The organism is Pseudomonas cedrina subsp. cedrina (genome assembly GCF_001983175.1).
In the GTDB taxonomy this organism is placed as follows: domain Bacteria; phylum Pseudomonadota; class Gammaproteobacteria; order Pseudomonadales; family Pseudomonadaceae; genus Aquipseudomonas; species Aquipseudomonas cedrina.
In genome coordinates, this window is record NZ_MNPW01000018.1 from 57448 (window position 1) to 79360 (window position 21913).

A 21913-nucleotide genomic window follows, 5' to 3' on the forward strand; every position below is an offset into this window, starting at 1 on the left:
TCATCAACGTATTCTGCTGCGGATTCCCATGGACAAAACCGGTTTCCTGGAAATGCTGGACAAGCGGTTTGCCGACCTTACGCCGACCGGTAAACGGATTGCCGGCTACCTGCTGGCCAACCCGCAAAAGCTGCCCTTCGAGACCGCCGACAGCATTGCCCAGCAGACCGAAACCACGGGCATATCGGTCGGGCGTTTCTTGCGCTCATTGGGTTACCGCAACATCGATGATGTGAAGAAAAGCCTGCGTGACGACGATGACAGTGCCTGGGTCATCACTGACAGGCTCGGGGCTTTTCGCGAAGAGAAGATTCATGGCGATCCCCTCGAACGTTCGATGAAGCGAGAAGTCGAGGCCATCCAGCGGGTTTATGCGCTGGCGCGTGGCACGACGTTCTCTCGGATCGTAGACAAGCTGTGCACCGCAGATGCTGTGTTCATTGTCGGCATTCAGTCGACCCGCGGCATTCTGAATGCCTTCTTCAGCCACTTGGAATACATCCGGCCCAAGGTCTATTACGTGGACGGTTTGTCAGGCACCTACGCCGAGTCACTGAACTCTCAGTTCGACAATCCCTACGCGGTCATTGCCGATTTCCGAATGTACTCGGCCGTGGCCCGGACCTTCTGCGATGTGGCCCATCAGCAAAAACTGCCGCTGGCATTCATTACCGATTTTCAATGCCCCTGGGCGCGTGATTATCCCCATGACCTGCTTCAACTGGACTCGGACGTGGGGCAGTTCTGGGACTCGCTGGCGCCGCTTTCCTGCCTGCTCAACCTCATCGTTTCCGCCGTGGCCGAAAAACTGGGTGACCAGCTCGATGAACGCCTGGCCAAAAACCGCGAGTTGCAGAAACTGTTTGGTCAATTTGATTAAGGCATAGCCGTGCCGCATTTAACGCCTGCGTTGGAGCCGTGAAGTGAATAACACCCCCCTCATCGAAATCGATGCCCAGGCGTTGAGAATCGAGATCGATCTGATCTATGCCGGTGCCGATAACCTGGCGGGCAAGCAGATTTATCAGGACTCGCGCTGCCTGTTACACCCCGATGCGGAAGCCTGTCTGCGCAAGGCCTGCCAACTGGCCCATCAGGCCGGCTTGAGCCTGCGCATTCTCGACGCCTACCGGCCGCCGTACGCTCAATACCTGTTGTGGGCCGCCCTGCCCAATGCTGAATACGTCCGCGACCCGGCCCTGGGCTCGCACCATAGTCGCGGCGTGGCGGTCGATCTGACGTTGATCGACGCGAACGGCCAGGCATTGGATATGGGCACGGGGTTTGACGATATGCGAGAAAAGTCGCACCAGTTTTATGCTGATCTTCCACCGCTGGTGCAACGCAACAGGTTGATGCTGCTGGGCATCATGCTCGCCTCGGGATTCACTTATATCGACAGCGAGTGGTGGCATTACGAACTGCCTGACGCGGAGCACTATCCACTGATCGACGATCAGTCAATTGCCCCGGCCCATTGACCCAATAACCGTGACACTCGACCGGGACATCAATGAATCCCGGCTTAGAACACGTTGCCACTTCACGGACCAACGTGGATAGCACGCCTGGGATGCGCTGATGCCTCCCATTTTTACTGCCCGGTATAGCACCAATAATAAACCTGGAAAAATTCCATACATCGAACGATAAAGGAACCGGCATGAAATCAATCCTTGCACCTCGTCATCTGGCGATGGCTGTTTTCGTCACGGCCATGGGCCTCGGCACCTGGCAATCGGCAAGCGCGGCCGTGTCCCAGGACACGCTGATGATCGGCAAACCGTCCGATCCGCAGACGCTCGACCCGGCGGTAACCATCGATAATAACGATTGGGCAATCACCTACCCCGCTTATCAGCGCCTGGTGACCTACAAGACCGAGAACGGCAAAGGCAGCACCGAAGTCGAGGGTGAACTCGCCGCCAACTGGTCGACCTCGCCGGACAAATTGACCTGGGAGTTCAAGCTCAAGCCCGGCAATAAGTTCGATGACGGAACCGAGGTGAATGCAGAGGCGGTCAAGTTTTCCTTCGATCGCGTGATGAAACTCAAACAAGGGCCGTCGGGCGCTTTCCCCGAGGACATGGTCGTCAGCACCGTCGACCCGATGACCGTGCGCTTTACCTTGAAAGCGCCATACGCACCGTTCCTGTCGACACTGGCACACAACGGCGCGGCCATCGTCAACCCGGCCGTCGCCAAAAAGCCTGAAGGTGCCGAAACCTACCTGTCGACGCATACCGCCGGCTCCGGCGCGTTCAAACTGGTCAACTGGCAGAAAGGCCAGGCCCTGACCCTGGAACAGAACAGCTACTACGCCGGACCCAAGCCAACCCTGAACAAAGTGGTCGTGAAAATCATCGGCGAAGCCTCGGTACGGCGCCTGCAACTCGAACATGGCGACCTGGATATCATCGAAGACATGCCCGAGGACCAGCTCCAGGCCCTGGCGAAAAAGCCCGGGATCGTGATCGGCGATTACCCGTCGCTGCGCGTAACGATGCTCTATCTGAACACTCAGAAAGCACCGATGAGCAACCCGGATGCCCGTCGCGCGATTATCGAGTCAGTCGACTACAACGGGATTATCCAGGGCATCCTGGGGGGCAAGGCAAAACCGCTGAACGGCCCTATCCCTCAAGGCATGTGGGCGTATGACGAAACGCTGCCGGCGCTGAAACAAGACCTGACCAAAGCCAAGGCGGACCTGGCCAAGGTCTCGCCAAAGGTCAGCAACCTGACCTTCATGTATTCCGACAAAGACCCGAACTGGGAACCCATCGGCTTGACCTTGCAAGCCGGCCTGCAGTCACTTGGCGTCAACCTGAAGATGGAAAAGCTGGCCAACGCCAGCATGCGCGAACGCCTGGGTTCAGGTGATTTCGACATTGCCATCGGTTCATGGAGCCCGGACTTTGCCGACCCCTACATGTTCATGAACTTCTTCTTCGACTCCAAGCTCAAGGGCCTGGCGGGCAACCGTTCGATGTACGAAAACCCGGCGGTCGACAAGCTCATTCGTGAGTCGGCCACCACCAACGAGATGGCCAAGCGTGTCGAGCTGTATCAACAGGCGCAGAAGATCGTGCTCAACGACAGCGTCTACGCCTATCTCTACCAGAAAGCCTACACCTTGCCGATGAGCGACAAGGTCAAAGGGTATGTGTTCAACCCGATGCTCGAACAAGTATTCAACATCGGCACGATCACCAAGTAAGGCACTGTCGCTGACAGCGGTCCCGCAGTGCGCGCGGGGCCGCTGCAACGCCATGCCCGCAAGACACTTTTTGCTCTGCCCATTCACCGTGTGACCGAGGTGCCTCATGGCCTTCCTGAATATCCTGCGAAAACGCCTCGGCGGCCTCCTCCTGGTGGTGTTCGGCGTTTCGCTGATCACCTTTTCGATTTCACACCTGATCCCGGGCGATCCGGCACGCCTGATCGCAGGTGATCGGGCCACGGATGCGATTGTCGAGAATATCCGGCATCAATTGGGCCTGGATCTGCCGCTGTATCAGCAATACGGGCGCTACATGCTCGACCTGTTTCATGGCGACCTTGGCACCTCGATCAGAACCAGCCGACCGGTGCTCGAGGATTTGCAGGCGTTCTTCCCCGCCACCCTGGAGCTGGCCTTCGCGGCGCTGACGTTGTCGATCCTGGTGGGCGTCCCGCTCGGCGTGTTGTCGGCGGTCTACCACAATCGCCTTATCGACCAGATCGCGCGAACACTGGCGGTGACCGGCATTTCGACCCCGGCCTTCTGGCTCGGCCTGGGCCTGATCGTGGTGTTCTACGGCCACCTGAACTGGCTCCCCGGCAGCGGGCGACTCGATGAAGGGTTGACCCCACCACCGACCTTCACCGGCTTCTACCTGATCGATTCACTGATTGCCGGGGACTGGGCACTGTTTTCCAATGCGCTCAAGCACCTCATCCTGCCGGCAATTACCCTGGGGTTCGTCAACCTGGGGGTCATCGCGCGGCAGATTCGCTCGGCGATGCTCGATCAGCTCGGCGAGGACTACATACGCACGGCACGCGCCTACGGGTTGTCGAAATGGACGGTGATTCTGCGCCACGCGCTGCCGAATGCTCTGATTCCGTCGATCACCGTGCTGGGCTTGACCCTCGGCGACCTGTTGTATGGCGCCGTGCTGACCGAGACCGTCTTCGCGTGGCCGGGCATGGGCGCCTACGTGGTCAAATCGATCCAATCCCTGGATTTTCCCGCCGTCATGGGCTTCGCCATTCTGGTGTCGTTCATCTACGTGCTGCTCAACATGACGATCGATCTGCTGTATCGCTTGATCGACCCACGCATTGGCGAGGTCAACTGACCATGACTGATTCCCTTATGGCGCCCGCGGTGACGCCGTTGCCGAAAATGAACCGCTGGCAGGACAAACTCGCGTACCTGGCCCACCAGTTGCGGCGCAGCCCTTTGACCATGGCCGGGCTGCTGATCACGCTCGCGGTGCTGCTGGTGATGCTGTTCGCGCCCTGGCTGGCGACCCATGACCCGAACGCGTTGAACCTGGCGCAACGGCTGGCGGCGCCTTCGGCGCAACACTGGTTCGGTACCGATGAAGTCGGTCGCGACCTGTTCAGCCGGGTCTTGTACGGCAGCCAGCAATCAGTGGGCGTCGGCCTGTTCGTGGCATTTACCGCGTGCCTAGCCGGTGGCCTGCTCGGCTGTCTGTCCGGGATCATCGGCGGGCGCTTCGACAGCCTGATGATGCGCATGATGGACATCATGCTTTCGGTGCCCTCACTCGTGCTGATCATGGCACTGGCCGCGGCGCTGGGGCCCAGCCTGTTCAATGCGATGCTGGCGATTACCCTGGTCCGCATCCCGTTCTACGTACGCCTGGCGCGCGGCCAGGCCTTGAGCATTCGACAGATGGGCTATGTAAAAGCCGCCGAGACCTTCGGTGCGGGCCGCTGGCATATGGTGAGCTGGCACGTTGCCCGCAACGCCATGCCGCCCCTGCTGGTGCAACTGAGCCTGGATATCGGCAGCGCGATATTGATGGCCTCCGCACTGGGTTTCATCGGTCTGGGCGCGCAGCAGCCGACCGCAGAATGGGGCGCAATGGTCGCGACCGGGCGTAACTACATTCTGGACCAATGGTGGTATTCCACCTTTCCAGGGGTCGCGATCCTGATAACGGCGACCGGATTCAACTTATTGGGCGACGGTGTACGCGACCTGCTCGACCCGCGCCAGCAGGGGAAATGAACATGTCCAGTCAATCACCCGTCATTGCTTCCTCGCGCGAATCCGTGCTGTCCATCGACAACCTGCGCATTGAATTCCCGGCCTATCGCAGCACCGTGAAAGCACTCAACGGTGTCTCCCTGGAAGTCAAAGCCGGCGAAATTGTCGGCGTGATCGGAGAGTCCGGCTCGGGAAAATCGGTGACCGCCATGCTGAGCATGCGCTTACTGCCCGAGCGTGCCTACGAAGTGAAAAGCGGCGCGCTGCACATTCTCGGACGCGACATGCTCGCCGCGCCAGAAAAGGACCTGCTCAAGGTGCGTGGCAAAGACGTCGCGATGATTTTTCAAGAGCCTATGACAGCGCTCAACCCGACGCGGCGCATTGGCCGCCAGATGCTCGATGTGATCATCCATCACCAGCAGCTGAGCAGGTACGATGCCCGCGCGAAAGCCATCGCCCTGCTGCGGGACATGCACATTGCCGACCCCGAGCAGGTCATGAACAGTTATCCCTTCGAACTGTCCGGCGGCATGCGTCAGCGGGTGATGATCGCCTTGGCGTTCTCCTGTGATCCGCAGTTGCTGATCGCCGACGAGCCGACCACCGCGCTCGATGTCACCGTGCAGCGCCAGGTCTTGCTGCTGCTGCGCGAAAAGGCCCGCCAGCGGGGTACTGCGATTCTGCTGATCACCCACGACATGGCCCTGGTTTCGCAGTTCTGCGACCGTGTGTATGTGATGTACACCGGCGCGGTGGTCGAGCAAGGCACGACCGCCGAGGTGATGGCTGACCCGCGTCATCCCTATACGAAGGGCTTGCTCCTCGGCCTGCCGGAACAGGTCGAGCCGGGCCAGGACCTGATGACCATTCCCGGCCAGGTGCCCAACCTGTCGGCATTACCCGAGGGCTGCACGTTTCGCGACCGCTGCGGCTATGCAATGCCGCGCTGTGCCGAACGGCCGCCGATGCAGAGCCTCGATTCCGAGACGGGCCATCAGAGCGCCTGCTGGCTGGTCGAGACGCCCCGGACCTCCCTGGAGTTGCAATCATGAATGATGTCGCCGCGTCCCCTTGCCCCGCCACTCGCCCCGCCCTCCTGGGGTTGCAGGACGTCAGGGTTCATTACCCGATGGGCACTGACTGGCTGGGCAGGCCTAAAGCGGTCGCCCACGCCCTCAATGGCATTGACCTGGATGTGCAAGCCGGTGAAACCCTGGGCATCGTGGGCGAATCGGGCTGCGGCAAGAGCACCCTGGCGCAACTGTTGATGGGCTTGATCAAACCCACGGCCGGCAAGCTCGATTGGGTCTACCGCAACGACAGCGAACGCAGCAATCATGTCCAGATCGTGTTCCAGGACCCGCAGTCCTCGCTGGACCCGCGCCTGCCGGTTTGGAAAATCATCACTGAGCCGCTGTTCGTACAGGGGCGCATGCCTCGTCGCGAGATGCGCGAGATCGCCGCGAAAGTCGCTACGCAAGTCGGCATCAGGACCGAGTACCTGGACCGCTACCCTCATCAATTTTCCGGAGGGCAACGCCAACGCATCGCGATCGCGCGGGCGCTGTCGTCGGATCCGGACATTATCGTGCTTGATGAGCCGACCTCTGCCCTGGACATTTCCGTGCAGGCGCAAATCCTCAATCTTTTAAGCGAGCTGCAGCGCAAGCGCGGGCTGACCTACATCCTGATTTCACACAACGTGTCCGTGGTGCGCCACATGGCTGAACGGGTGGCCGTCATGTATTTGGGGCAAATTGTAGAGCTGGGCAGCGCGGCGCAAGTGCTGGAGCACCCGCGCCATCCGTATACGCAATTGCTGCTCGAGGCCGTGCCCCGCCTGGGCGTCAGCGTGGACGATGCACATGCCTCGGCACCGACTGAGTTGCCCGGTAATCGCAACCTGCCCACCGGCTGCTTTTTCCGCGACCGTTGCCCGAAGGCGACCCTGGGCTGCGATCAGCCCCAGGCGCTGCTACCGGCCAGAGCGTCCGGTGGCGCCGAACATGTCCGCTGTCATCTGGAAGCGCAGGCATAGGTATTTACACACTGTCTACGGCTGAGGAATCTCTTTGTGGCGAAGGGGCTTGTTCCCGCTTGGCCTGACAACCCACGGGGTTGGCGCCGCCACCCGCCCACGGTAGCGTGGCTGGAGATGGATTCCAGTGAAATTCTGCAGACGAAAAAAAACCCGCTCAATGAGCGGGTTTCCTGTGGTACCTGGCGTTCAGCGTTCCAGGTAACCGAATATGGCGCAGCGGACGGGACTCGAACCCGCGACCCCCGGCGTGACAGGCCGGTATTCTAACCGACTGAACTACCGCTGCGCGTAACACTTGAAGCGAATGGTGGGTGATGACGGGATCGAACCGCCGACCCTCTGCTTGTAAGGCAGATGCTCTCCCAGCTGAGCTAATCACCCTTCGTTTCGGTGTGGCGCGCATTCTACGGAGCGACCCTGGGTCTGGCAAGCACTTTCTTAAATCTTTTTTTTGATAGCTTCCAATGGCTTAGGCAGGGTTGGCCTGGGACGTTATCAAGAGAATAATGCCCCCCTTTGTATAAAGGAGAGACTCACCCCATGTGGTTCAAGAACCTGCTTATCTATCGCCTGACCCAAGATCTGCCTGTTGATGCCGAGGCGTTGGAAGCGGCCATGGCCACCAAACTGGCGCGCCCTTGCGCAAGCCAGGAACTGACCACTTACGGTTTCGTTGCGCCTTTTGGTAAAGGTGAAGACGCGCCGTTGGTACACGTCAGCGGAGATTTCTTGCTGATCGCCGCGCGCAAGGAAGAACGCATCCTGCCGGGCAGCGTCGTACGTGACGCGCTCAAGGAGAAGGTCGAAGAGATCGAGGCCGAGCAAATGCGCAAGGTCTACAAGAAGGAACGCGACCAGATCAAGGACGAAATCATCCAGGCCTTCCTGCCGCGCGCGTTTATCCGTCGCTCGTCGACCTTCGCCGCCATCGCGCCGAAACAGGGCCTGATCCTGGTGAACTCGGCGAGCCCGAAACGCGCCGAAGACCTGCTGTCGACCCTGCGTGAAGTGATCGGCACCCTGCCGGTTCGCCCACTTACGGTGAAAACCGCGCCAACCGCAATCATGACCGACTGGGTCACCACCCAGAAGCCGGCCGATGACTTCTTCGTGCTCGACGAATGCGAGCTGCGCGATACCCACGAAGACGGCGGCATTGTGCGTTGCAAGCGCCAGGACCTGACCGGCGAAGAGATCCAGCTGCACCTGACCACCGGCAAGGTCGTGACCCAACTGTCCCTGGCCTGGCAGGACAAGCTGTCCTTCATGCTCGACGACAAGATGACCGTCAAGCGCCTGAAGTTCGAAGACCTGCTGCAGGACCAGGCGGAACAGGACGGTGGTGAAGAAGCCCTGGGCCAGTTGGACGCAAGCTTTACCCTGATGATGCTGACGTTTGGTGAGTTCCTGCCGGCGTTGGTTGAAGCGCTGGGCGGTGAAGAGACTCCACAGGGTATCTAGAGGCGACACAGGCCTTATGTGGGCACGGTCCGTGTGGGAGCCGGGCTTGCCCGCGATGCAGGCACCTCGGTCTTGATTTAGATCGAGTTGATGCTATCGCAGGCAAGCCAGCTCCCACACAAGCCTGCTCACACATTCGATCGGGCTTGCACTTCAAGCACTCAAAATAACAAGGACATCCCCCATGCGCGCACTCGCCGCCTTGAGCCGCTTCGTCGGCAATACCTTCGCCTACTGGGTGTTGATCTTCGCCGTCGTCGCCTTCCTGGAACCCGGCTGGTTCATCGGCCTTAAAAGCGCCATCGTCCCACTGTTGGGCCTGGTGATGTTCGGCATGGGGCTGACGCTCAAGATGGATGACTTCGCCGAGGTCGCCCGCCATCCGTGGCGCGTGGCCCTGGGCGTGGTCGCGCATTTTGTGATCATGCCCGGCGTGGCCTGGTTGCTGTGCCAGGCTTTTCACTTGCCGCCGGAAATTGCCGTCGGCGTGATCCTGGTCGGGTGTTGCCCAAGCGGCACCTCGTCCAACGTGATGACCTGGCTGGCGCGGGGCGACCTGGCGTTGTCGGTGGCCATCGCCGCCGTCACCACCCTCCTCGCCCCGCTGCTCACGCCGGCGCTGATCTGGCTGCTGGCCTCGGCCTGGCTGCCGGTGTCGTTCATGGAATTGTTCTGGTCGATCCTGCAAGTGGTGCTGCTGCCGATCGTGCTGGGAGTACTGGCGCAACGTGTGCTCGGTGACAGGGTGCGCCATGCGGTGGATGTGTTGCCGCTGGTCTCGGTGGTCAGCATCGTTATCATCGTCGCGGCGGTGGTTGCGGCGAGCCAGGCGAAGATTGCCGAGTCGGGCCTGTTGATCATGGCGGTGGTGATGCTGCACAACAGCTTCGGTTACCTGCTGGGCTATTTCACCGGCCGCGTGTTCAAGTTGCCGTTGGCGCAGCGCAAGTCGCTGGCGCTGGAAGTGGGCATGCAGAATTCCGGGCTGGGCGCCGCGCTGGCCAGCGCGCATTTTTCGCCGCTGGCGGCGGTGCCGAGTGCATTGTTCAGCGTCTGGCACAATATTTCCGGAGCACTGCTGTCGACCTACTTCCGCCGCATGAGCGAAAAGGAAGACCGTCGCGTCTTGGAGAACACTTCGAAAACTTGATCGCCTGATCCATTTTCGGCACTCTACGCGCTTCGCGGGGACGACCTCGCGGTGCCAACGAGCGTTGAATCCGGGGACGACCCCGCCTGAAAAAGCGAGGTCATCATGTCCTGGATCATTCTGTTTTTTGCGGGTTTGTTTGAAGTCGGCTGGGCCGTCGGCCTGAAGTACACCGACGGCTTCAGCAAGCCGCTGCCTACTGTCCTGACGATTGTCGCCATGGCCGTCAGCCTCGGCCTGCTGGGCCTGGCCATGAAGGAGCTGCCCCTGGGCACCGCCTACGCGATCTGGACCGGCGTGGGTGCCGTGGGCACGGTGATCGCCGGGATTGTCCTGTTTGGGGAATCCATGGCGTTATTCCGACTGGCCAGTGTGGCATTGATCATCTGCGGGCTCATTGGTCTCAAGATCAGCACTTAGGCCACTACCGCTTTCGCAGGCAAGCCTGCTCCCAAATTTGACCGAGTTGTTCATGTGAATACGGTCTAATGTGGGAGCTGGCTTGCCTGCGATGAGGCCGGTAGATCCAACAAAAAACTACCTGACACTCCCCCGCAACCCGCTCACCACCTCCTGCAATCGCGCCGGTGTCGGCCCGTCCACCGGCTCACCCGCCACCAACACCACCCGTGACCAGATCCGACGCAAAAAACCCTTGTTCGGATCGCGACTGAAGAAACTCCCCCACAGCCCCTGCAACGCCATCGGAATCACCGGCACCGCCGTCTCCTCCAGAATGCGCGTCACGCCACCGCGAAACTCGTTCATCTCGCCATCGGCGGTCAACTTGCCTTCGGGGAAGATGCACACCAACTCCCCTTCCTTCAGATACTGCGCAATCCGCGTGAATGCCTTTTCGTAGATCTGGATATCTTCATTGCGCCCGGCAATCGGAATCGCCCCGGCGGTGCGGAAGATAAAGTTGAGCACCGGCAAGCGGTAGATCTTGTAGTACATGACAAAGCGAATCGGTCGACGCACCGCGCCGCCGATCAGCAGCGCATCGACAAACGAAACGTGATTGCACACCAGCAACGCCGCGCCCTCATCCGGAATGGCGGCAAGGTTGCGGTGTTCCACACGGTACATGGAATGGCTGAGCAGCCAGATCATGAAACGCATGGTGAACTCGGGGACGATCCTGAAGATATAGGTGTTGACCGCGATGTTGAGCAGCGACACCACCAGGAACAACTCGGGGATCGACAGCTTGGCCACGCTCAGCAGCAGGATCGACACGATCGCCGAGACCACCATGAACAAGGCATTGAGAATGTTGTTGGCGGCGATCACGCGCGCACGCTCGTGCTCGGCGGTGCGCGACTGGATCAGCGCATACAGCGGCACGATATAGAAGCCGCCGAACACGCCCAGGCCGAGAATATCAAACAGCACCCACCACGCCTGGCCATAACCGAGCACGGCGAGCCAGTCGTTGGCCTGCACGTTCTGCGGGAAACCGCCGGAGTGCCACCACAGCAACAAGCCGAACACGGTCAGGCCGAATGAACCGAACGGCACCAGGCCGATTTCCACCTTACGCCCGGAGAGCTTTTCGCAGAGCATCGAACCCAGCGCGATACCCACCGAAAATACGGTGAGGATCAGCGTCACCACGGTTTCGTCGCCGTACAACCATTCCTTGGCGTAGGCCGGGATCTGCGTCAGGTAGATCGCACCGACGAACCAGAACCACGAGTTACCGACGATGGAGCGCGAAACGGCCGGCGTCTGCCCCAGGCCCAGGCGCAACGTGGCCCAGGATTGGCTGAAAATGTTCCAGTTCAAGCGCAACCCAGGAGTCGACGCGGCCGCCCGCGGAATGCTGCGGCTGGCCAGGTAACCCAACACCGCCACGGCGACAATCGCCACCGCCACCACCGGCGCGTAATGGGTGGACGACATCATGATCCCGGCGCCAATGGTGCCCGCCAGGATGGCCAGGAACGTGCCCATTTCCACCAGGCCGTTGCCGCCCACCAGCTCATCGTCGTGCAGGGCCTGGGGCATGATCGAGTACTTGACCGGCCCGAACAGCGCCGAGTGGGTGCCCATGGCAAACAGCGCCAGCAGCATCAATTCCAGGTGGTTGGTCAGGAAACCGGTGGCGCCCACGGCCATGATCACGATCTCGCCGATCTTGATCGCGCGGATCAGGGCGTCCTTGTTGAATTTCTCGCCAAACTGCCCGGCCAGCGCCGAGAACAGGAAGAACGGCAGGATGAACAGCAACGCGCACAGGTTGACCCAAATCGAGCGGTCGCCCTCGATGCTGAGCTTGTAGAGAATGGCCAGGATCAGCGATTGCTTGAAGATGTTGTCGTTGAACGCGCCCAGCAACTGGGTGATGAAAAACGGCAGGAAGCGCCGTGTGCGCAGCAAGGTGAATTGCGAGGGGTGGCTCATCGTCCGTGTTCCTGGGTGGCCTATTTTTTTGTAAAAGCATTCAGGCCACGACTTTACCTAATCCCGCTTACTTATTCCCTAGTCCCGCAATACACGGAGAAACAAAAAGCTCACCTTTGTACGCGCCCTGCACGGTGCGCCTGGCGACGATCAGCCACATCAACGCCAACGCCATCACCAGCACACTGCCGAATACGCTGAAGAACCCCAGGTGCAACAGGCTCGCCAGCTTCAGGGTCGCCAGCGCATACACACCCAACGGGAAGGTAAACCCCCACCAGCCCAGGTTGAACGGGATGCCGGCGCGCAGATAACGCAGAGTAATCAGCACCGCGATAAGCATCCACCAGAGGCCGAAGCCCCACAGCGTGATACCTGCCACCAGGCCGAGGCCATTGGCCATTTCACCGACACCCGGCAAACCGTTGGCCGCGAAAATCGCCGGCGCATCGCCGCCCAACAGCAGCATGCCGAGCGCACCCGTGCCGATCGGGCCCAGCGCCAGCCAGCTCGAGGCCGCCATATTGGCGTGGGGCAATTTGTGCAAGGCCATGCGCAGCATCAGGATGGTCAGGATGCTGAACGCCACCGGCAGGGAAAAAGCCCACAGCACGTAGCTGGTCACCAGCATCACCAGTTGCGCATGGGCGTCAGCCAGGTGCGGCGCGAGCAAGCCACCGCTGGCGGCGGCGACTTCGGCGGCAACCACCGGCAGCAGCCAGACGGCCGTCATCTGGTCGATGCTATGTTCCTGGCGCGTGAACATCATGAACGGGATGAGCACCCCGCAGGCCAGCGCCATGGCCACGTCCAGCCACCACAGGGCTTCGGCCAGCGGTATCACGTCGCTGCCCCAGCGCGGCAGGCCGAACAACAGCAAGCCATTGAGAATAGTCGCAAGGCTCATGGGAATGGTGCCGAAGAACATCGAGACCGTGGAGTGCCCGAAAATCCGCCGAGCCTCGTGGAAAAACATCAGCCAGCGGGCCGCGTACAACCCGCTGAACAGGACAAACAGGCCGATGGTGAACAGCCACAGCCCTTCGGCCACGGTGTACAGGCCGAGCCAATCGACGGGCAGTTGCGCCAGGGCCAGCGCCAGCACGCCGGTGCCCATGGTCGCGGCAAACCAGTTCGGGGTGAACTGGCGGATCACTTCCCGGGGACGGGACAGATGACTGAAGGGTCTGTAGCTGAGGGTAGTCGAGCAGGTCATGATGGCAATCCTCTTCCTCGTATGAGGGTGAGGCCATGGTAGAACCTGATCGAATATCTATATAACGGGTAATATCTCTATCTACTATCTGTTTTACCTATATATCGTCAAACGCTGCCTTCGCTTTCAATCACCAGAATACGCGCCGGTCCCTGTGGATGCGCCACGTGCTCGGTGCCAATGCTGGCGTAAAAAATATCGCCGACTTGCAGTTCCGCCACCTGTTCGAAGCCGTTGTCGCGGTAGTGCATCTGCACCCGACCGTCGAGCACCACGAACACTTCTTCACCGTCGTTGATGTGCCAGCGATACGGTTGGTCCGTCCAGTGCAAACGCGTGGTAATGCCGTTCATAGTGGCGATGTCCAGCGCCTCCCAGGCACGGCTGCCAGTGAAGTCCTTGCTGCGGATGATCTTCATGCTTGAATCTCGACCAGGCGATAGGGGCACCGATTATACCCATCAGCCCCCTGTCGTCGCCCTGGCCCGCGCCGAATCCTGCAGCAGCAGACCGATCAGGGCACCGACGGACAACACAATGAGCACCGCGCCGTAGCCATCGGTGGTGGCGATCAGGCCGAAGCTGCGAATCAAGTTGCCCGCCAGCAGGGACGGCAAACAGAACGCCAGGTAGCTCAACACATAGAACGCCGACATCAGCCCCGCGCGCTCGTGGGGCAAGGCCAGCGGCACCACGCTGCGCAAGGCACCGAGAAAGCCCGCGCCGAAACCACTGCCGGCGATCAGGGTGGCGACGAAGAACAGCGGCAGGCTGGCGCTGTGTACGGCCGTGAGGATCAAGGTCACTCCCACGGCCAGCAACCCGGCGCCGAGGCGCAGCACCTTGTCGGCCGGGCGGTTGCGCAACGTGAAGATCATCAGTGCACCGCTGAGCGTCAGCACCGCCACCAGACCGCCGCCGATCAAATTGGAGGTGGATCCCGTCGCCGCCCGTACCAGCGAGGGCGCCAGCGACAAATAAAACCCACCCATTGCCCACACCGCCACATCGACCGGCAAGGCCAGCCACAGTGCCCGGCGTGCTTGCGGCGGTACGTGCAGGGTCGGGCGCAAAGAAGCGAGTGCGCCGGGGATGCGACTGACGGTTTCCGGCAGGCGCCATACATACACGGCTTGTAACAGCATCAGCGCGAGTAGCATCCAGTAGATCAACTGGGTTGGCAGAGGCGCGAACTCCACCAGCAAACTACTGCCCATCGCCCCGCAGGCCATCCCGAGCAAAGGCGCTACGCTATTGACCAGCGGCCCCTGCTGGCGATCCGTGTCAAGCAAGGCGGCGCCAAGCACGGCGGTGGCCATGCCGGTGGCGAATCCCTGCAGGGTCCGCGCGGCAATCAACCAGGCGACGCTGCCTTCATTGATGAACAGCAGCATCGCCAGCATATTCAGAAGCAGCGCGGCAAAAATCACTGGCTTGCGCCCCAGATGGTCCGACAGTGAACCCACGGTCAACAGCGCCACCAACAGGCTCAAGGCGTAAACCCCGAAAACCAGCGTGAGCATGCCCGCAGAAAAATGCAGGCCTTCCTGATACAGGTGATACAGCGGCGTCGGCGCACTGGAGGCCGCGAGAAACGTCAGCAAGGTGATCGCAAGGAACACCAGGCTGGAACGATGAGAAACAGGGCTGGACATGGGCACGCTCCGCTAAAGCTAATATTTTGCTTTTGCGGAGTGTGCTACCCGAGAGCGCTTAAAGCAAATTCTTTGTGTTAAGGTTTTACGTATGGCAATTAAAGAAGGCCTTCGCCCGGGGGGCCGCAGTGCCCGGGTCCAGGAATCAGTGCATAACGCCACGCGTGAACTGCTGCAAGCCCATGAGCGCTCCAGTGTCACCGTGCCGATGATTGCCGCTCGCGCGGGGGTTACGCCTTCGACCATTTACCGGCGCTGGGGCGACCTCTCGGCGTTGCTCGCGGACGTGGCTTTGGCACGCATGCGCCCGGACAGCGAGCCTGCCAACACCGGCAGCCTGCGCGGCGACTTGCGGGCCTGGGCCGAGCAGTACCTGGATGAAATGAGTTCGGAGCCGGGGCGCAACATGATGCGTGACGTGCAATGCAGCGTGACGCCGGGGTATTGCGTGAGCATCCTGAGCGGGCAGCTGCAGACGATTGTTGATCGCTACCCGAATGACTTGCGACCCAGCGTGGACCACCTGATCAACCTGTTGGCGGCGCCGACGGTGTTTCGCATCCTGTTCTCGACTACGCCGCCGACGGTCGAGGAACTGCATGCACTGATCGAACTGGCCCTGAAAAACTAAAGGCCGTACGCAGATCAAACTGTGGGAGCTGGCTTGCCTGCGATGCAGACACCTCGGTACATCAGGCACACCGATTTGATGCCATCGCAGGCAAGCCAGCTCCCACATTTGTTTTGTGTATCTCCAAAAAAATGGCCTCACAGGGAGGCCATTTTTATGGAGCGTCAGCGGTCAGGTACGCATACCGCGCCCGCTCACTAGCAATTTCGTGCAACCGATATACAACACCACGGTCGCCACCAGCATGAAGGTGATCGCCACACTGATCTTGATATCCGACACCCCCAGGATGCCGTAGCGGAAGGCGTTGACCATGTGCAGCACCGGGTTGGCCAGCGACACGGTCTGCCAGAACGGCGGCAGCAGGGTAATGGAGTAGAACACCCCGCCCAGGTAGGTCAGCGGCGTCAGCACGAAGGTCGGGATGATCGAGATGTCATCGAAGTTGCGCGCGAACACCGCATTGATGAAGCCCAGCAGCGAAAAAATCGTCGCCGTGAGTACCACCACCAGGATGGTGACCCCGAGGTGATGCACCTGCAGGTGGGTGAAGAACAGCGACAACAGGGTCACGATCACGCCGACCATCAGGCCACGCAGCACGCCGCCCAGGGTATAGCCGATCAGGATAGTGTGCGGCGACACCGGCGATACCATCAGCTCTTCGATGGAGCGCTGGAATTTGCTGCCGAAGAAACTGGAGACCACGTTGCCGTAGGAGTTGGTGATCACTGACATCATGATCAGGCCCGGCACGATGTACTCCATGTAGGTGAACCCCCCCATGTCGCCGATCTGCCGACCGATCAGGTTACCGAAGATCACGAAGTACAAGACCATGGTGATCGCCGGCGGCAGCAGGGTCTGCGGCCAGATCCGGGTAAAGCGCTTCACTTCGCGATAGACGATGGTTTGCAGCGCGACGAGGTTGGGTTGCAGTTCGGAACTCATACCGCCACCTTCGCCAGATTTTTCTCCACCAGGGACACGAACAACTCCTCAAGGCGATTGGTTTTATTACGCAGGCTCAACACTTCGATGCTCTGGGCCGCCAACTGCGTGAACAGCGCGGTGATGCCCATGGCTTTGTCCACCTGCACTTCCAGGGTGTGGCTGTCGACCAGGCGGCTCGGGTAGCCGAGCAACTGCGGCGGTATCGACAGGTTGTTTTTCAGGTCGAGCAAGAAGGTTTCCACATGCAACTGGCCCAGCAGGTTACGCATGCTGGTGTTCTCGACAATGGTGCCGTGGTCGATGATGCCGATGTTGCGGCACAACTGCTCAGCCTCTTCCAGGTAGTGAGTGGTGAGGATGATGGTGATGCCCTTCTCGTTCAGCTCGGTGAGAAAGGTCCACATCGAGCGACGCAGCTCGATGTCCACGCCCGCGGTGGGCTCGTCGAGGATCAGCAGGCGCGGTTCATGCACCAGCGCGCGGGCGATCATCAGGCGGCGCTTCATGCCACCGGACAACGAACGCGAAGGCACATCACGCTTGTCCCACAGGCCCAGCTGAGTCAGGTACTGCTCGGCGCGTTCCTTGGCGACTTTCATCGGGATGCCGTAGTAGCCGGCCTGGGTCACGACGATGTCGAAGGTCTTTTCAAACTGGTTGAAATTGAATTCCTGGGGCACCACGCCGATGGAGCGCTTGAGCGCCGCCGGGGATTTGTCCAGGTCATGGCCGAAGATATTCACCGTGCCGCTGGTCTTGTTGACCAGGGTCGAGAGGATACCGATGGTGGTGGATTTGCCGGCGCCGTTGGGGCCGAGCAAGGCAAAGAAGTCACCTTCGGCAACGTCCAGATCGATACCACTCAGGGCCTGGAAACCGTTGCCGTAGGTTTTGGTTAGCTGCCGGATGGACAGAGCGGAACTCATATCGGATTACGCACCAAAGAAGGGAATAGAAAGAGTAGATGAGGGCGAACCGCAGGTAGTTCAACCTGCGGTGCATGGCGGGCATGGTGCTTGCCCGCGCGGCACAAGTACAGTCACCTGCATTAATAGTCAGTATCAGGTCAACGCGGTCATGACGGCTGTGCGGTAGGCCGGACGTTGTTGCAGGCGCTGGTACCAGGCCTCCAGATGCGGCATTGAAGGCCTTTCGATGGGCATTTCAAACCAGGCGTAAATAAAGCAGCCCAGCGGGATATCGCCCATGCCGAACGCTTGGCCGGACAGGTAAGGCTGTTCGGCGAGGGCCTGGTCGACCGTGGTGAGCGCATCGATACAGGCTTGGCGCCCGGCGTTGATACTGTCCCAGTTCTGCTTGTCGGCCGGTGTGCGCAGGATGCCCCAGAACACCGCCTTGAACGGATCGGCGAGCGTGGACGTGGTCCAGTCCATCCATTTTTCGGCACTGGCCCGGGCTTGCAGGTCGTTCGGGTAAAAGTCCGATGCATGCCTGGCGCATAGATAACGCACGATGGTGTTGGATTCCCACAACACAAAATCACCGTCCTCGATCATCGGCACCCGGCCATTAGGGTTCAGGGCCCGGTACTGCGGTGTATCGACCACCCCAAACGCCCCGCCCGCATCAATGGCTTGATAGTCCAGACCGAGTTCCTCGGCGCACCACAGCACTTTCCTGACGTTTGATGAATTTTTACGACCCCAGATCTTCAGCATGACCGCGCCTTTAGTGTTTATGAACATGGCTGGATGACGCAGCAGCATACGCCGGTTTACCTGTGGCTTGAATCGGTTAGCAACGCCCCATCAACGCTGACTGACGGGTCACTTGGATACCTGCGGGGCCCATGCGGTTTTCCGGCGAACTCCACCACCGCAGGGTGGTCACTATCGATGAAGCGGCTGGGATGCAAGTACATGTCCATGGCGCACATCGCCCCGATTCGGCCCAATGTCGGCGCCTATTGCCAGGTGCTGCAGTACAACTTGTAACACCCTGATCACCCCGCTTGTTCGGATGCCGACTAAGCTCCCTGGTGGTTTCGCCCCTGGTTTCACGGAGGATTGAATATGCTGTTGTTGTGGATACTGGTTCTGGTGGTCGGCATCGCCTACCTCGCACACCGCCGCGTCGCGCCCCTGCCCGCCCTGGGCGTGGTTGCCGTCTACCTGCTGGCGATGGGCGCCTGGAGCCACGCACCGGGTTGGCTGCTGCTGGTTTTCTGGGTGCTGATCGCACTGGTCGCCGCGCCGTTGCTGCTGCCTGACCTGCGCCGCCAATACTTCACCAGGCCGCTGTTCAGCTGGTTCCAGAAAGTCCTGCCGCCGATGTCCGAGACCGAGCGCGACGCCATCGATGCCGGCACCGTATGGTGGGACGGCGAACTGTTCAGCGGTCGCCCCGACTGGGACAAATTGCTGGCCTACCCCAAGGTGCAACTGACCGAAGAGGAACAGGCCTTCATCGACGGCCCTACCGAAGAACTCTGCGCCATGGTCAGCGACTGGGAGATCGGCCAGGCCATGGACCTGCCGCCCGCCGCATGGGAGCACATCAAGACCCATGGCTTCTTTGCCCTGATCATTCCCAAGGAGTATGGCGGCAAGGGCTTCTCCGCCTATGCCCATTCCCAGGTCGCGATGAAACTCGCGACCCGCAGCGGTGACCTGGCGTCCACCGTGATGGTGCCCAACTCACTGGGCCCGGCCGAACTGCTGCTGCACTACGGCACCGACGAACAACGCAACCACTACCTGCCGCGCCTGGCGCGCGGCGATGACATCCCGTGCTTCGCATTGACCGGCCCGTTGGCGGGTTCCGATGCTGGCGCGATGCCCGATACCGGCGTGATCTGCAAAGGTGAATGGGAAGGCAAGGAAACCCTGGGCCTGCGTTTGAATTGGGAAAAACGCTACATCACCCTCGGCCCTGTTGCGACCCTGCTGGGGCTGGCGTTCAAGGCCTACGACCCGGACCACCTGCTGGGTGAAGAGGAAGACCTGGGCATCAGCCTGGCATTGATCCCGACCGACACCCCAGGGGTGGAAATCGGCCGCCGTCACCTGCCCCTCGGCGCCGCTTTCATGAACGGTCCCAATTCCGGCAAGGATGTGTTCATCCCCCTGCAATACCTGATCGGCGGCCAGGAGATGCTCGGCAAAGGCTGGATGATGCTGATGAACTGCCTCTCCGTCGGCCGTTCGATTTCCCTGCCCGCCGTGGGCACCGGCGCGGCCAAATTCACCAGCCTGGTCACCGGCCAATACGCCCAGGTACGCGAACAATTCAACGTGCCATTGTCCGCCTTTGAAGGTATCCAGGAGGCCCTGGCCCGCATCGGCGGCAATGCCTGGCTGATGGACAGCGCGCGCATGCTCACCGCCAATGCAGTGGACCTGGGGGAAAAACCTTCGGTGCTGTCGGCGATCCTCAAGTACCACCTCACCGAGCGTGGTCGCGAATGCATCAGCCACGCCATGGATGTGCATGGCGGCAAGGGCATCATCATGGGCCCGAACAACTACCTGGGTCGCAGCTGGCAAGGCGCGCCGATCTTCATCACGGTGGAAGGCGCGAATATCCTCTCGCGCAACCTGATGATCTTCGGCCAGGGCGCCATTCGTTGCCATCCTTTCGTGCTCAAGGAAATGGCCCTGGCCGGTCGCGAAGACCACGACCAGGCGCTGAAGGAGTTCGATGGCCTGCTGATGCAGCATATCGGTTTTGCCGTGAGCAACGCCGCCAGCACGCTGGTGCTGAACCTTGGCGTGGGTCGCTTCGAAAAAGCCCCTGGCAACCGTTTGAGCCAGGGCTACTTCCGCGCACTCAACCGTCAGGCTGCCGCCTTTGCGCTGTTGGCCGACCTCAGCATGATGCTGCTGGGTGGCGAGCTGAAGCGCCGCGAACGCCTGTCGGCACGCCTGGGCGATGTGCTGAGCCATATGTACCTGGCGTCGGCCGCGCTCAAGCGTTATCACGACCTTGATTCGCCGGATCACCTGGAGCCACTGTTTGCCTGGGCCATGGAAGAAAGCCTCGGTCAATCGGAACGCGCACTGGATGAACTGCTGAGCAACTTCCCGAACAAAATCCTGGGCTGCCTCCTGCGGGTCATCGTGTTCCCGTTCGGCCGTCGCCACACCGGGCCGTCCGACGCACTGGATGCCGAAGTCGCCGCAGTGATCGGCCGGGCCAAAGGCGATCCGACCCTGGAAGAGTTACTGGCCGGCTGCTACCGCCCGCAATCGGCGCAAGATCCGGTTGGCGCCCTGCAACAGGCCTACGACCTGCTCGGCGCCAGCCATCCCCTGCAGAAAAAACTGCACGCCGCGCTCAAGAGCGGCCAGGTCAAACCGACTGCCGGGGAGCACGCCATCGATGCCGCGCTGCACGCCGGGGTACTGCAACCTGCCGAGGCGCAAACCCTGCGTGATGCCGAAGCCGCACGCCGCAAGGTCATTGATGTGGACGACTTCAGCAAGGAAGAGCTGACCCAGGCCGGGGGTAAAGTCCGCTGATTCCGACGGTCATATAAAAACGGGCGCGAGAGCTATATACTCTCGCGCCCGTTTTTGCTTTAGAGGACTTATCTCGTGTCCAACGTCGTTGCCGATCATCTCGTCTTGCTCGACCACTTGCGCAGCATCCTGGTTGCCGTCGGCGAAGCCGAACAGGTACCCGAGGAAAGCCATCTGCTGTTTCTGGAGCGTTTCGACGAATTGCGCGCCCTGCTGCCGATCGATCCGATCGAAAGCCAGTACCTGGGCCAGGATATGATGAGCCAGGTCATCCTGCGGTACCCGCAAATTGCCCACCTGGTGCCGCGCGACCTGCTGTGGTTCTTTGGCGGTGACTGCCTGCACTTCATGCCGGACGAAGAACTGGACCTGTACCAGGCCCTGGAAGAGCGTCGCTTCGAAGCCGAACAGAACGACGAACCGTTCGACTGGAACCAGGAAAAACAGCTGCTGGCCATGCCGCAAGACCAGAGCAAGCACTGATACCTGTGGAAGCTACACTTCCTTCAGAGGCTGACAAATTTCGTTGTGGCGAGCGGGCTTGCCCCGCGTTGGGCTGCGAAGCGGCCCCAGTGAACGCACTGAGATAATCCTGGAGAAACTCAGCGCCTGGTTTTAGGGCCGCTTCGCAGCCCAACGCGGGGCAAGCCCGCTCGCCACAACAAGCCCATTTACCGCAGACTTTGCGTTC

20 protein-coding genes, 2 tRNA genes and 1 pseudogene are annotated in these 21913 nt (G+C 60.6%); 13 read left to right on the forward strand and 10 right to left on the reverse strand.

The window, feature by feature from the left end; genetic code table 11:
- The first annotated feature begins 28 nt into the window (after positions 1–28).
- The 7 genes from BLL36_RS27710 to BLL36_RS27740 all read left to right on the forward strand — a co-directional run bounded on the left by BLL36_RS27710 (position 29) and on the right by BLL36_RS27740 (position 7265).
- Positions 29–880: a MurR/RpiR family transcriptional regulator gene (locus BLL36_RS27710; protein WP_076954786.1), complete on the forward strand. Its 852-nt coding sequence runs from the start codon at positions 29–31 to the stop codon at positions 878–880.
- Between the two features lie 43 nt (positions 881–923).
- Complete coding sequence (gene ddpX / locus BLL36_RS27715; RefSeq protein WP_076954787.1) at positions 924–1481, forward strand: D-alanyl-D-alanine dipeptidase; 558 nt, start codon at positions 924–926, stop codon at positions 1479–1481.
- 182 nt (positions 1482–1663) lie between these two features.
- Positions 1664–3220 carry an ABC transporter substrate-binding protein gene (locus tag BLL36_RS27720; protein ID WP_076954788.1) on the forward strand — a complete coding sequence of 519 codons (1557 nt, stop codon included), beginning with the start codon at positions 1664–1666 and terminating at the stop codon, positions 3218–3220.
- Positions 3221–3326: 106 nt separating this feature from the next.
- The gene (locus BLL36_RS27725) at positions 3327–4343 is read left to right on the forward strand and encodes an ABC transporter permease (RefSeq protein ID WP_076954789.1); all 1017 of its coding nucleotides are present in this window, start codon (positions 3327–3329) and stop codon (positions 4341–4343) included.
- Between the two features lie 2 nt (positions 4344–4345).
- Positions 4346–5245: a D,D-dipeptide ABC transporter permease gene (ddpC, locus tag BLL36_RS27730; RefSeq protein ID WP_076954790.1), complete on the forward strand. Its 900-nt coding sequence runs from the start codon at positions 4346–4348 to the stop codon at positions 5243–5245.
- Positions 5246–5247: 2 nt separating this feature from the next.
- Positions 5248–6279 (forward strand): ABC transporter ATP-binding protein, encoded by a 1032-nt coding sequence (locus BLL36_RS27735; protein WP_076954791.1) that lies wholly within the window; start codon positions 5248–5250, stop codon positions 6277–6279.
- The gene (locus tag BLL36_RS27740; protein WP_076954792.1) at positions 6276–7265 is read left to right on the forward strand and encodes an oligopeptide/dipeptide ABC transporter ATP-binding protein; all 990 of its coding nucleotides are present in this window, start codon (positions 6276–6278) and stop codon (positions 7263–7265) included. Before BLL36_RS27735 ends, BLL36_RS27740 begins: the two co-directional genes overlap by 4 nt.
- A 212-nt stretch (positions 7266–7477) precedes the next feature.
- Here BLL36_RS27740 and BLL36_RS27745 read toward each other — a convergent pair.
- Positions 7478–7554: transfer RNA gene (locus BLL36_RS27745), tRNA-Asp, on the reverse strand.
- Positions 7555–7573: 19 nt separating this feature from the next.
- Positions 7574–7649, reverse strand: a tRNA-Val gene (locus BLL36_RS27750).
- A gap of 159 nt (positions 7650–7808) precedes the next feature.
- On the opposite strand from BLL36_RS27750, the gene rdgC reads away from it, so the two are divergent.
- The 3 genes from rdgC to sugE all read left to right on the forward strand — a co-directional run bounded on the left by rdgC (position 7809) and on the right by sugE (position 10299).
- The gene (gene rdgC / locus BLL36_RS27755; protein WP_076954793.1) at positions 7809–8729 is read left to right on the forward strand and encodes a recombination-associated protein RdgC; all 921 of its coding nucleotides are present in this window, start codon (positions 7809–7811) and stop codon (positions 8727–8729) included.
- A 184-nt stretch (positions 8730–8913) separates the two neighbouring features.
- Positions 8914–9879, forward strand: a complete 966-nt coding sequence (locus BLL36_RS27760; RefSeq protein WP_076954794.1) for a bile acid:sodium symporter family protein — start codon at positions 8914–8916, stop codon at positions 9877–9879.
- A 105-nt stretch (positions 9880–9984) separates the two neighbouring features.
- A complete protein-coding gene (gene sugE, locus BLL36_RS27765) occupies positions 9985–10299 on the forward strand; it encodes a quaternary ammonium compound efflux SMR transporter SugE (protein ID WP_076954795.1) in 315 nt (104 codons plus the stop codon).
- A gap of 117 nt (positions 10300–10416) precedes the next feature.
- Here the strand turns inward: sugE and BLL36_RS27770 are convergent, their stop codons facing one another.
- The 4 genes from BLL36_RS27770 to BLL36_RS27785 all read right to left on the reverse strand — a co-directional run bounded on the left by BLL36_RS27770 (position 10417) and on the right by BLL36_RS27785 (position 15156).
- Positions 10417–12285: an MFS transporter gene (locus BLL36_RS27770; RefSeq protein WP_076954796.1), complete on the reverse strand. Its 1869-nt coding sequence runs from the start codon at positions 12283–12285 to the stop codon at positions 10417–10419.
- Between the two features lie 67 nt (positions 12286–12352).
- Entirely contained in the window at positions 12353–13501 is a 1149-nt protein-coding gene (locus BLL36_RS27775; protein ID WP_076954797.1) for a TDT family transporter, read from the reverse strand.
- 107 nt (positions 13502–13608) lie between these two features.
- Positions 13609–13920, reverse strand: coding sequence for a cupin domain-containing protein (locus BLL36_RS27780; protein ID WP_076954798.1), 312 nt, complete (start codon positions 13918–13920; stop codon positions 13609–13611).
- 42 nt (positions 13921–13962) lie between these two features.
- Complete coding sequence (locus BLL36_RS27785; protein ID WP_076954799.1) at positions 13963–15156, reverse strand: MFS transporter; 1194 nt, start codon at positions 15154–15156, stop codon at positions 13963–13965.
- Positions 15157–15247: 91 nt separating this feature from the next.
- Here BLL36_RS27785 and BLL36_RS27790 point away from each other — a divergent pair, with 91 nt between their 5' ends.
- Complete coding sequence (locus tag BLL36_RS27790) at positions 15248–15787, forward strand: TetR/AcrR family transcriptional regulator (protein ID WP_076954800.1); 540 nt, start codon at positions 15248–15250, stop codon at positions 15785–15787.
- A gap of 171 nt (positions 15788–15958) precedes the next feature.
- Here BLL36_RS27790 and BLL36_RS27795 read toward each other — a convergent pair whose 3' ends face one another.
- The 4 genes and pseudogenes from BLL36_RS27795 to BLL36_RS31840 all read right to left on the reverse strand — a co-directional run.
- Positions 15959–16738, reverse strand: coding sequence for an ABC transporter permease (locus BLL36_RS27795; RefSeq protein ID WP_076954801.1), 780 nt, complete (start codon positions 16736–16738; stop codon positions 15959–15961).
- Entirely contained in the window at positions 16735–17667 is a 933-nt protein-coding gene (locus BLL36_RS27800) for an ABC transporter ATP-binding protein (protein ID WP_076954802.1), read from the reverse strand. The genes BLL36_RS27795 and BLL36_RS27800 overlap by 4 nt, the downstream gene beginning before the upstream one ends.
- A 135-nt stretch (positions 17668–17802) precedes the next feature.
- Complete coding sequence (locus BLL36_RS27805) at positions 17803–18420, reverse strand: glutathione S-transferase family protein (RefSeq protein WP_076954824.1); 618 nt, start codon at positions 18418–18420, stop codon at positions 17803–17805.
- Between the two features lie 92 nt (positions 18421–18512).
- Positions 18513–18629, reverse strand: a pseudogene (locus tag BLL36_RS31840) (cysteine protease); the annotation flags it as partial.
- 145 nt (positions 18630–18774) lie between these two features.
- Between BLL36_RS31840 and BLL36_RS27815 the strand changes: the two are divergent.
- Together BLL36_RS27815 and BLL36_RS27820 are read left to right on the forward strand one after the other, a co-directional pair.
- Positions 18775–21222, forward strand: coding sequence for an acyl-CoA dehydrogenase (locus tag BLL36_RS27815; protein WP_076954803.1), 2448 nt, complete (start codon positions 18775–18777; stop codon positions 21220–21222).
- Positions 21223–21297: 75 nt separating this feature from the next.
- Positions 21298–21705, forward strand: a complete 408-nt coding sequence (locus BLL36_RS27820; protein WP_017846829.1) for a PA2817 family protein — start codon at positions 21298–21300, stop codon at positions 21703–21705.
- Positions 21706–21913: the final 208 nt, after the last annotated feature.

Bases quoted from the DNA above. Each gene is read 5' to 3' on its own strand.
- BLL36_RS27710 (WP_076954786.1), top strand. From the start codon at position 29: ATGGACAAAACCGGTTTCCTGGAAATGCTGGACAAGCGGTTTGCCGAC.
- BLL36_RS27720 (WP_076954788.1), top strand. From the start codon at position 1,664: ATGAAATCAATCCTTGCACCTCGTCATCTGGCGATGGCTGTTTTCGTC.
- BLL36_RS27725 (WP_076954789.1), top strand. From the start codon at position 3,327: ATGGCCTTCCTGAATATCCTGCGAAAACGCCTCGGCGGCCTCCTCCTG.
- ddpC (WP_076954790.1), top strand. From the start codon at position 4,346: ATGACTGATTCCCTTATGGCGCCCGCGGTGACGCCGTTGCCGAAAATG.
- BLL36_RS27735 (WP_076954791.1), top strand. From the start codon at position 5,248: ATGTCCAGTCAATCACCCGTCATTGCTTCCTCGCGCGAATCCGTGCTG.
- BLL36_RS27740 (WP_076954792.1), top strand. From the start codon at position 6,276: ATGAATGATGTCGCCGCGTCCCCTTGCCCCGCCACTCGCCCCGCCCTC.
- rdgC (WP_076954793.1), top strand. From the start codon at position 7,809: ATGTGGTTCAAGAACCTGCTTATCTATCGCCTGACCCAAGATCTGCCT.
- BLL36_RS27760 (WP_076954794.1), top strand. From the start codon at position 8,914: ATGCGCGCACTCGCCGCCTTGAGCCGCTTCGTCGGCAATACCTTCGCC.
- sugE (WP_076954795.1), top strand. From the start codon at position 9,985: ATGTCCTGGATCATTCTGTTTTTTGCGGGTTTGTTTGAAGTCGGCTGG.
- BLL36_RS27770 (WP_076954796.1), bottom strand. From the start codon at position 12,285: ATGAGCCACCCCTCGCAATTCACCTTGCTGCGCACACGGCGCTTCCTG.
- BLL36_RS27775 (WP_076954797.1), bottom strand. From the start codon at position 13,501: ATGACCTGCTCGACTACCCTCAGCTACAGACCCTTCAGTCATCTGTCC.
- BLL36_RS27780 (WP_076954798.1), bottom strand. From the start codon at position 13,920: ATGAAGATCATCCGCAGCAAGGACTTCACTGGCAGCCGTGCCTGGGAG.
- BLL36_RS27785 (WP_076954799.1), bottom strand. From the start codon at position 15,156: ATGTCCAGCCCTGTTTCTCATCGTTCCAGCCTGGTGTTCCTTGCGATC.
- BLL36_RS27790 (WP_076954800.1), top strand. From the start codon at position 15,248: ATGGCAATTAAAGAAGGCCTTCGCCCGGGGGGCCGCAGTGCCCGGGTC.
- BLL36_RS27795 (WP_076954801.1), bottom strand. From the start codon at position 16,738: ATGAGTTCCGAACTGCAACCCAACCTCGTCGCGCTGCAAACCATCGTC.
- BLL36_RS27800 (WP_076954802.1), bottom strand. From the start codon at position 17,667: ATGAGTTCCGCTCTGTCCATCCGGCAGCTAACCAAAACCTACGGCAAC.
- BLL36_RS27805 (WP_076954824.1), bottom strand. From the start codon at position 18,420: ATGCTGAAGATCTGGGGTCGTAAAAATTCATCAAACGTCAGGAAAGTG.
- BLL36_RS27815 (WP_076954803.1), top strand. From the start codon at position 18,775: ATGCTGTTGTTGTGGATACTGGTTCTGGTGGTCGGCATCGCCTACCTC.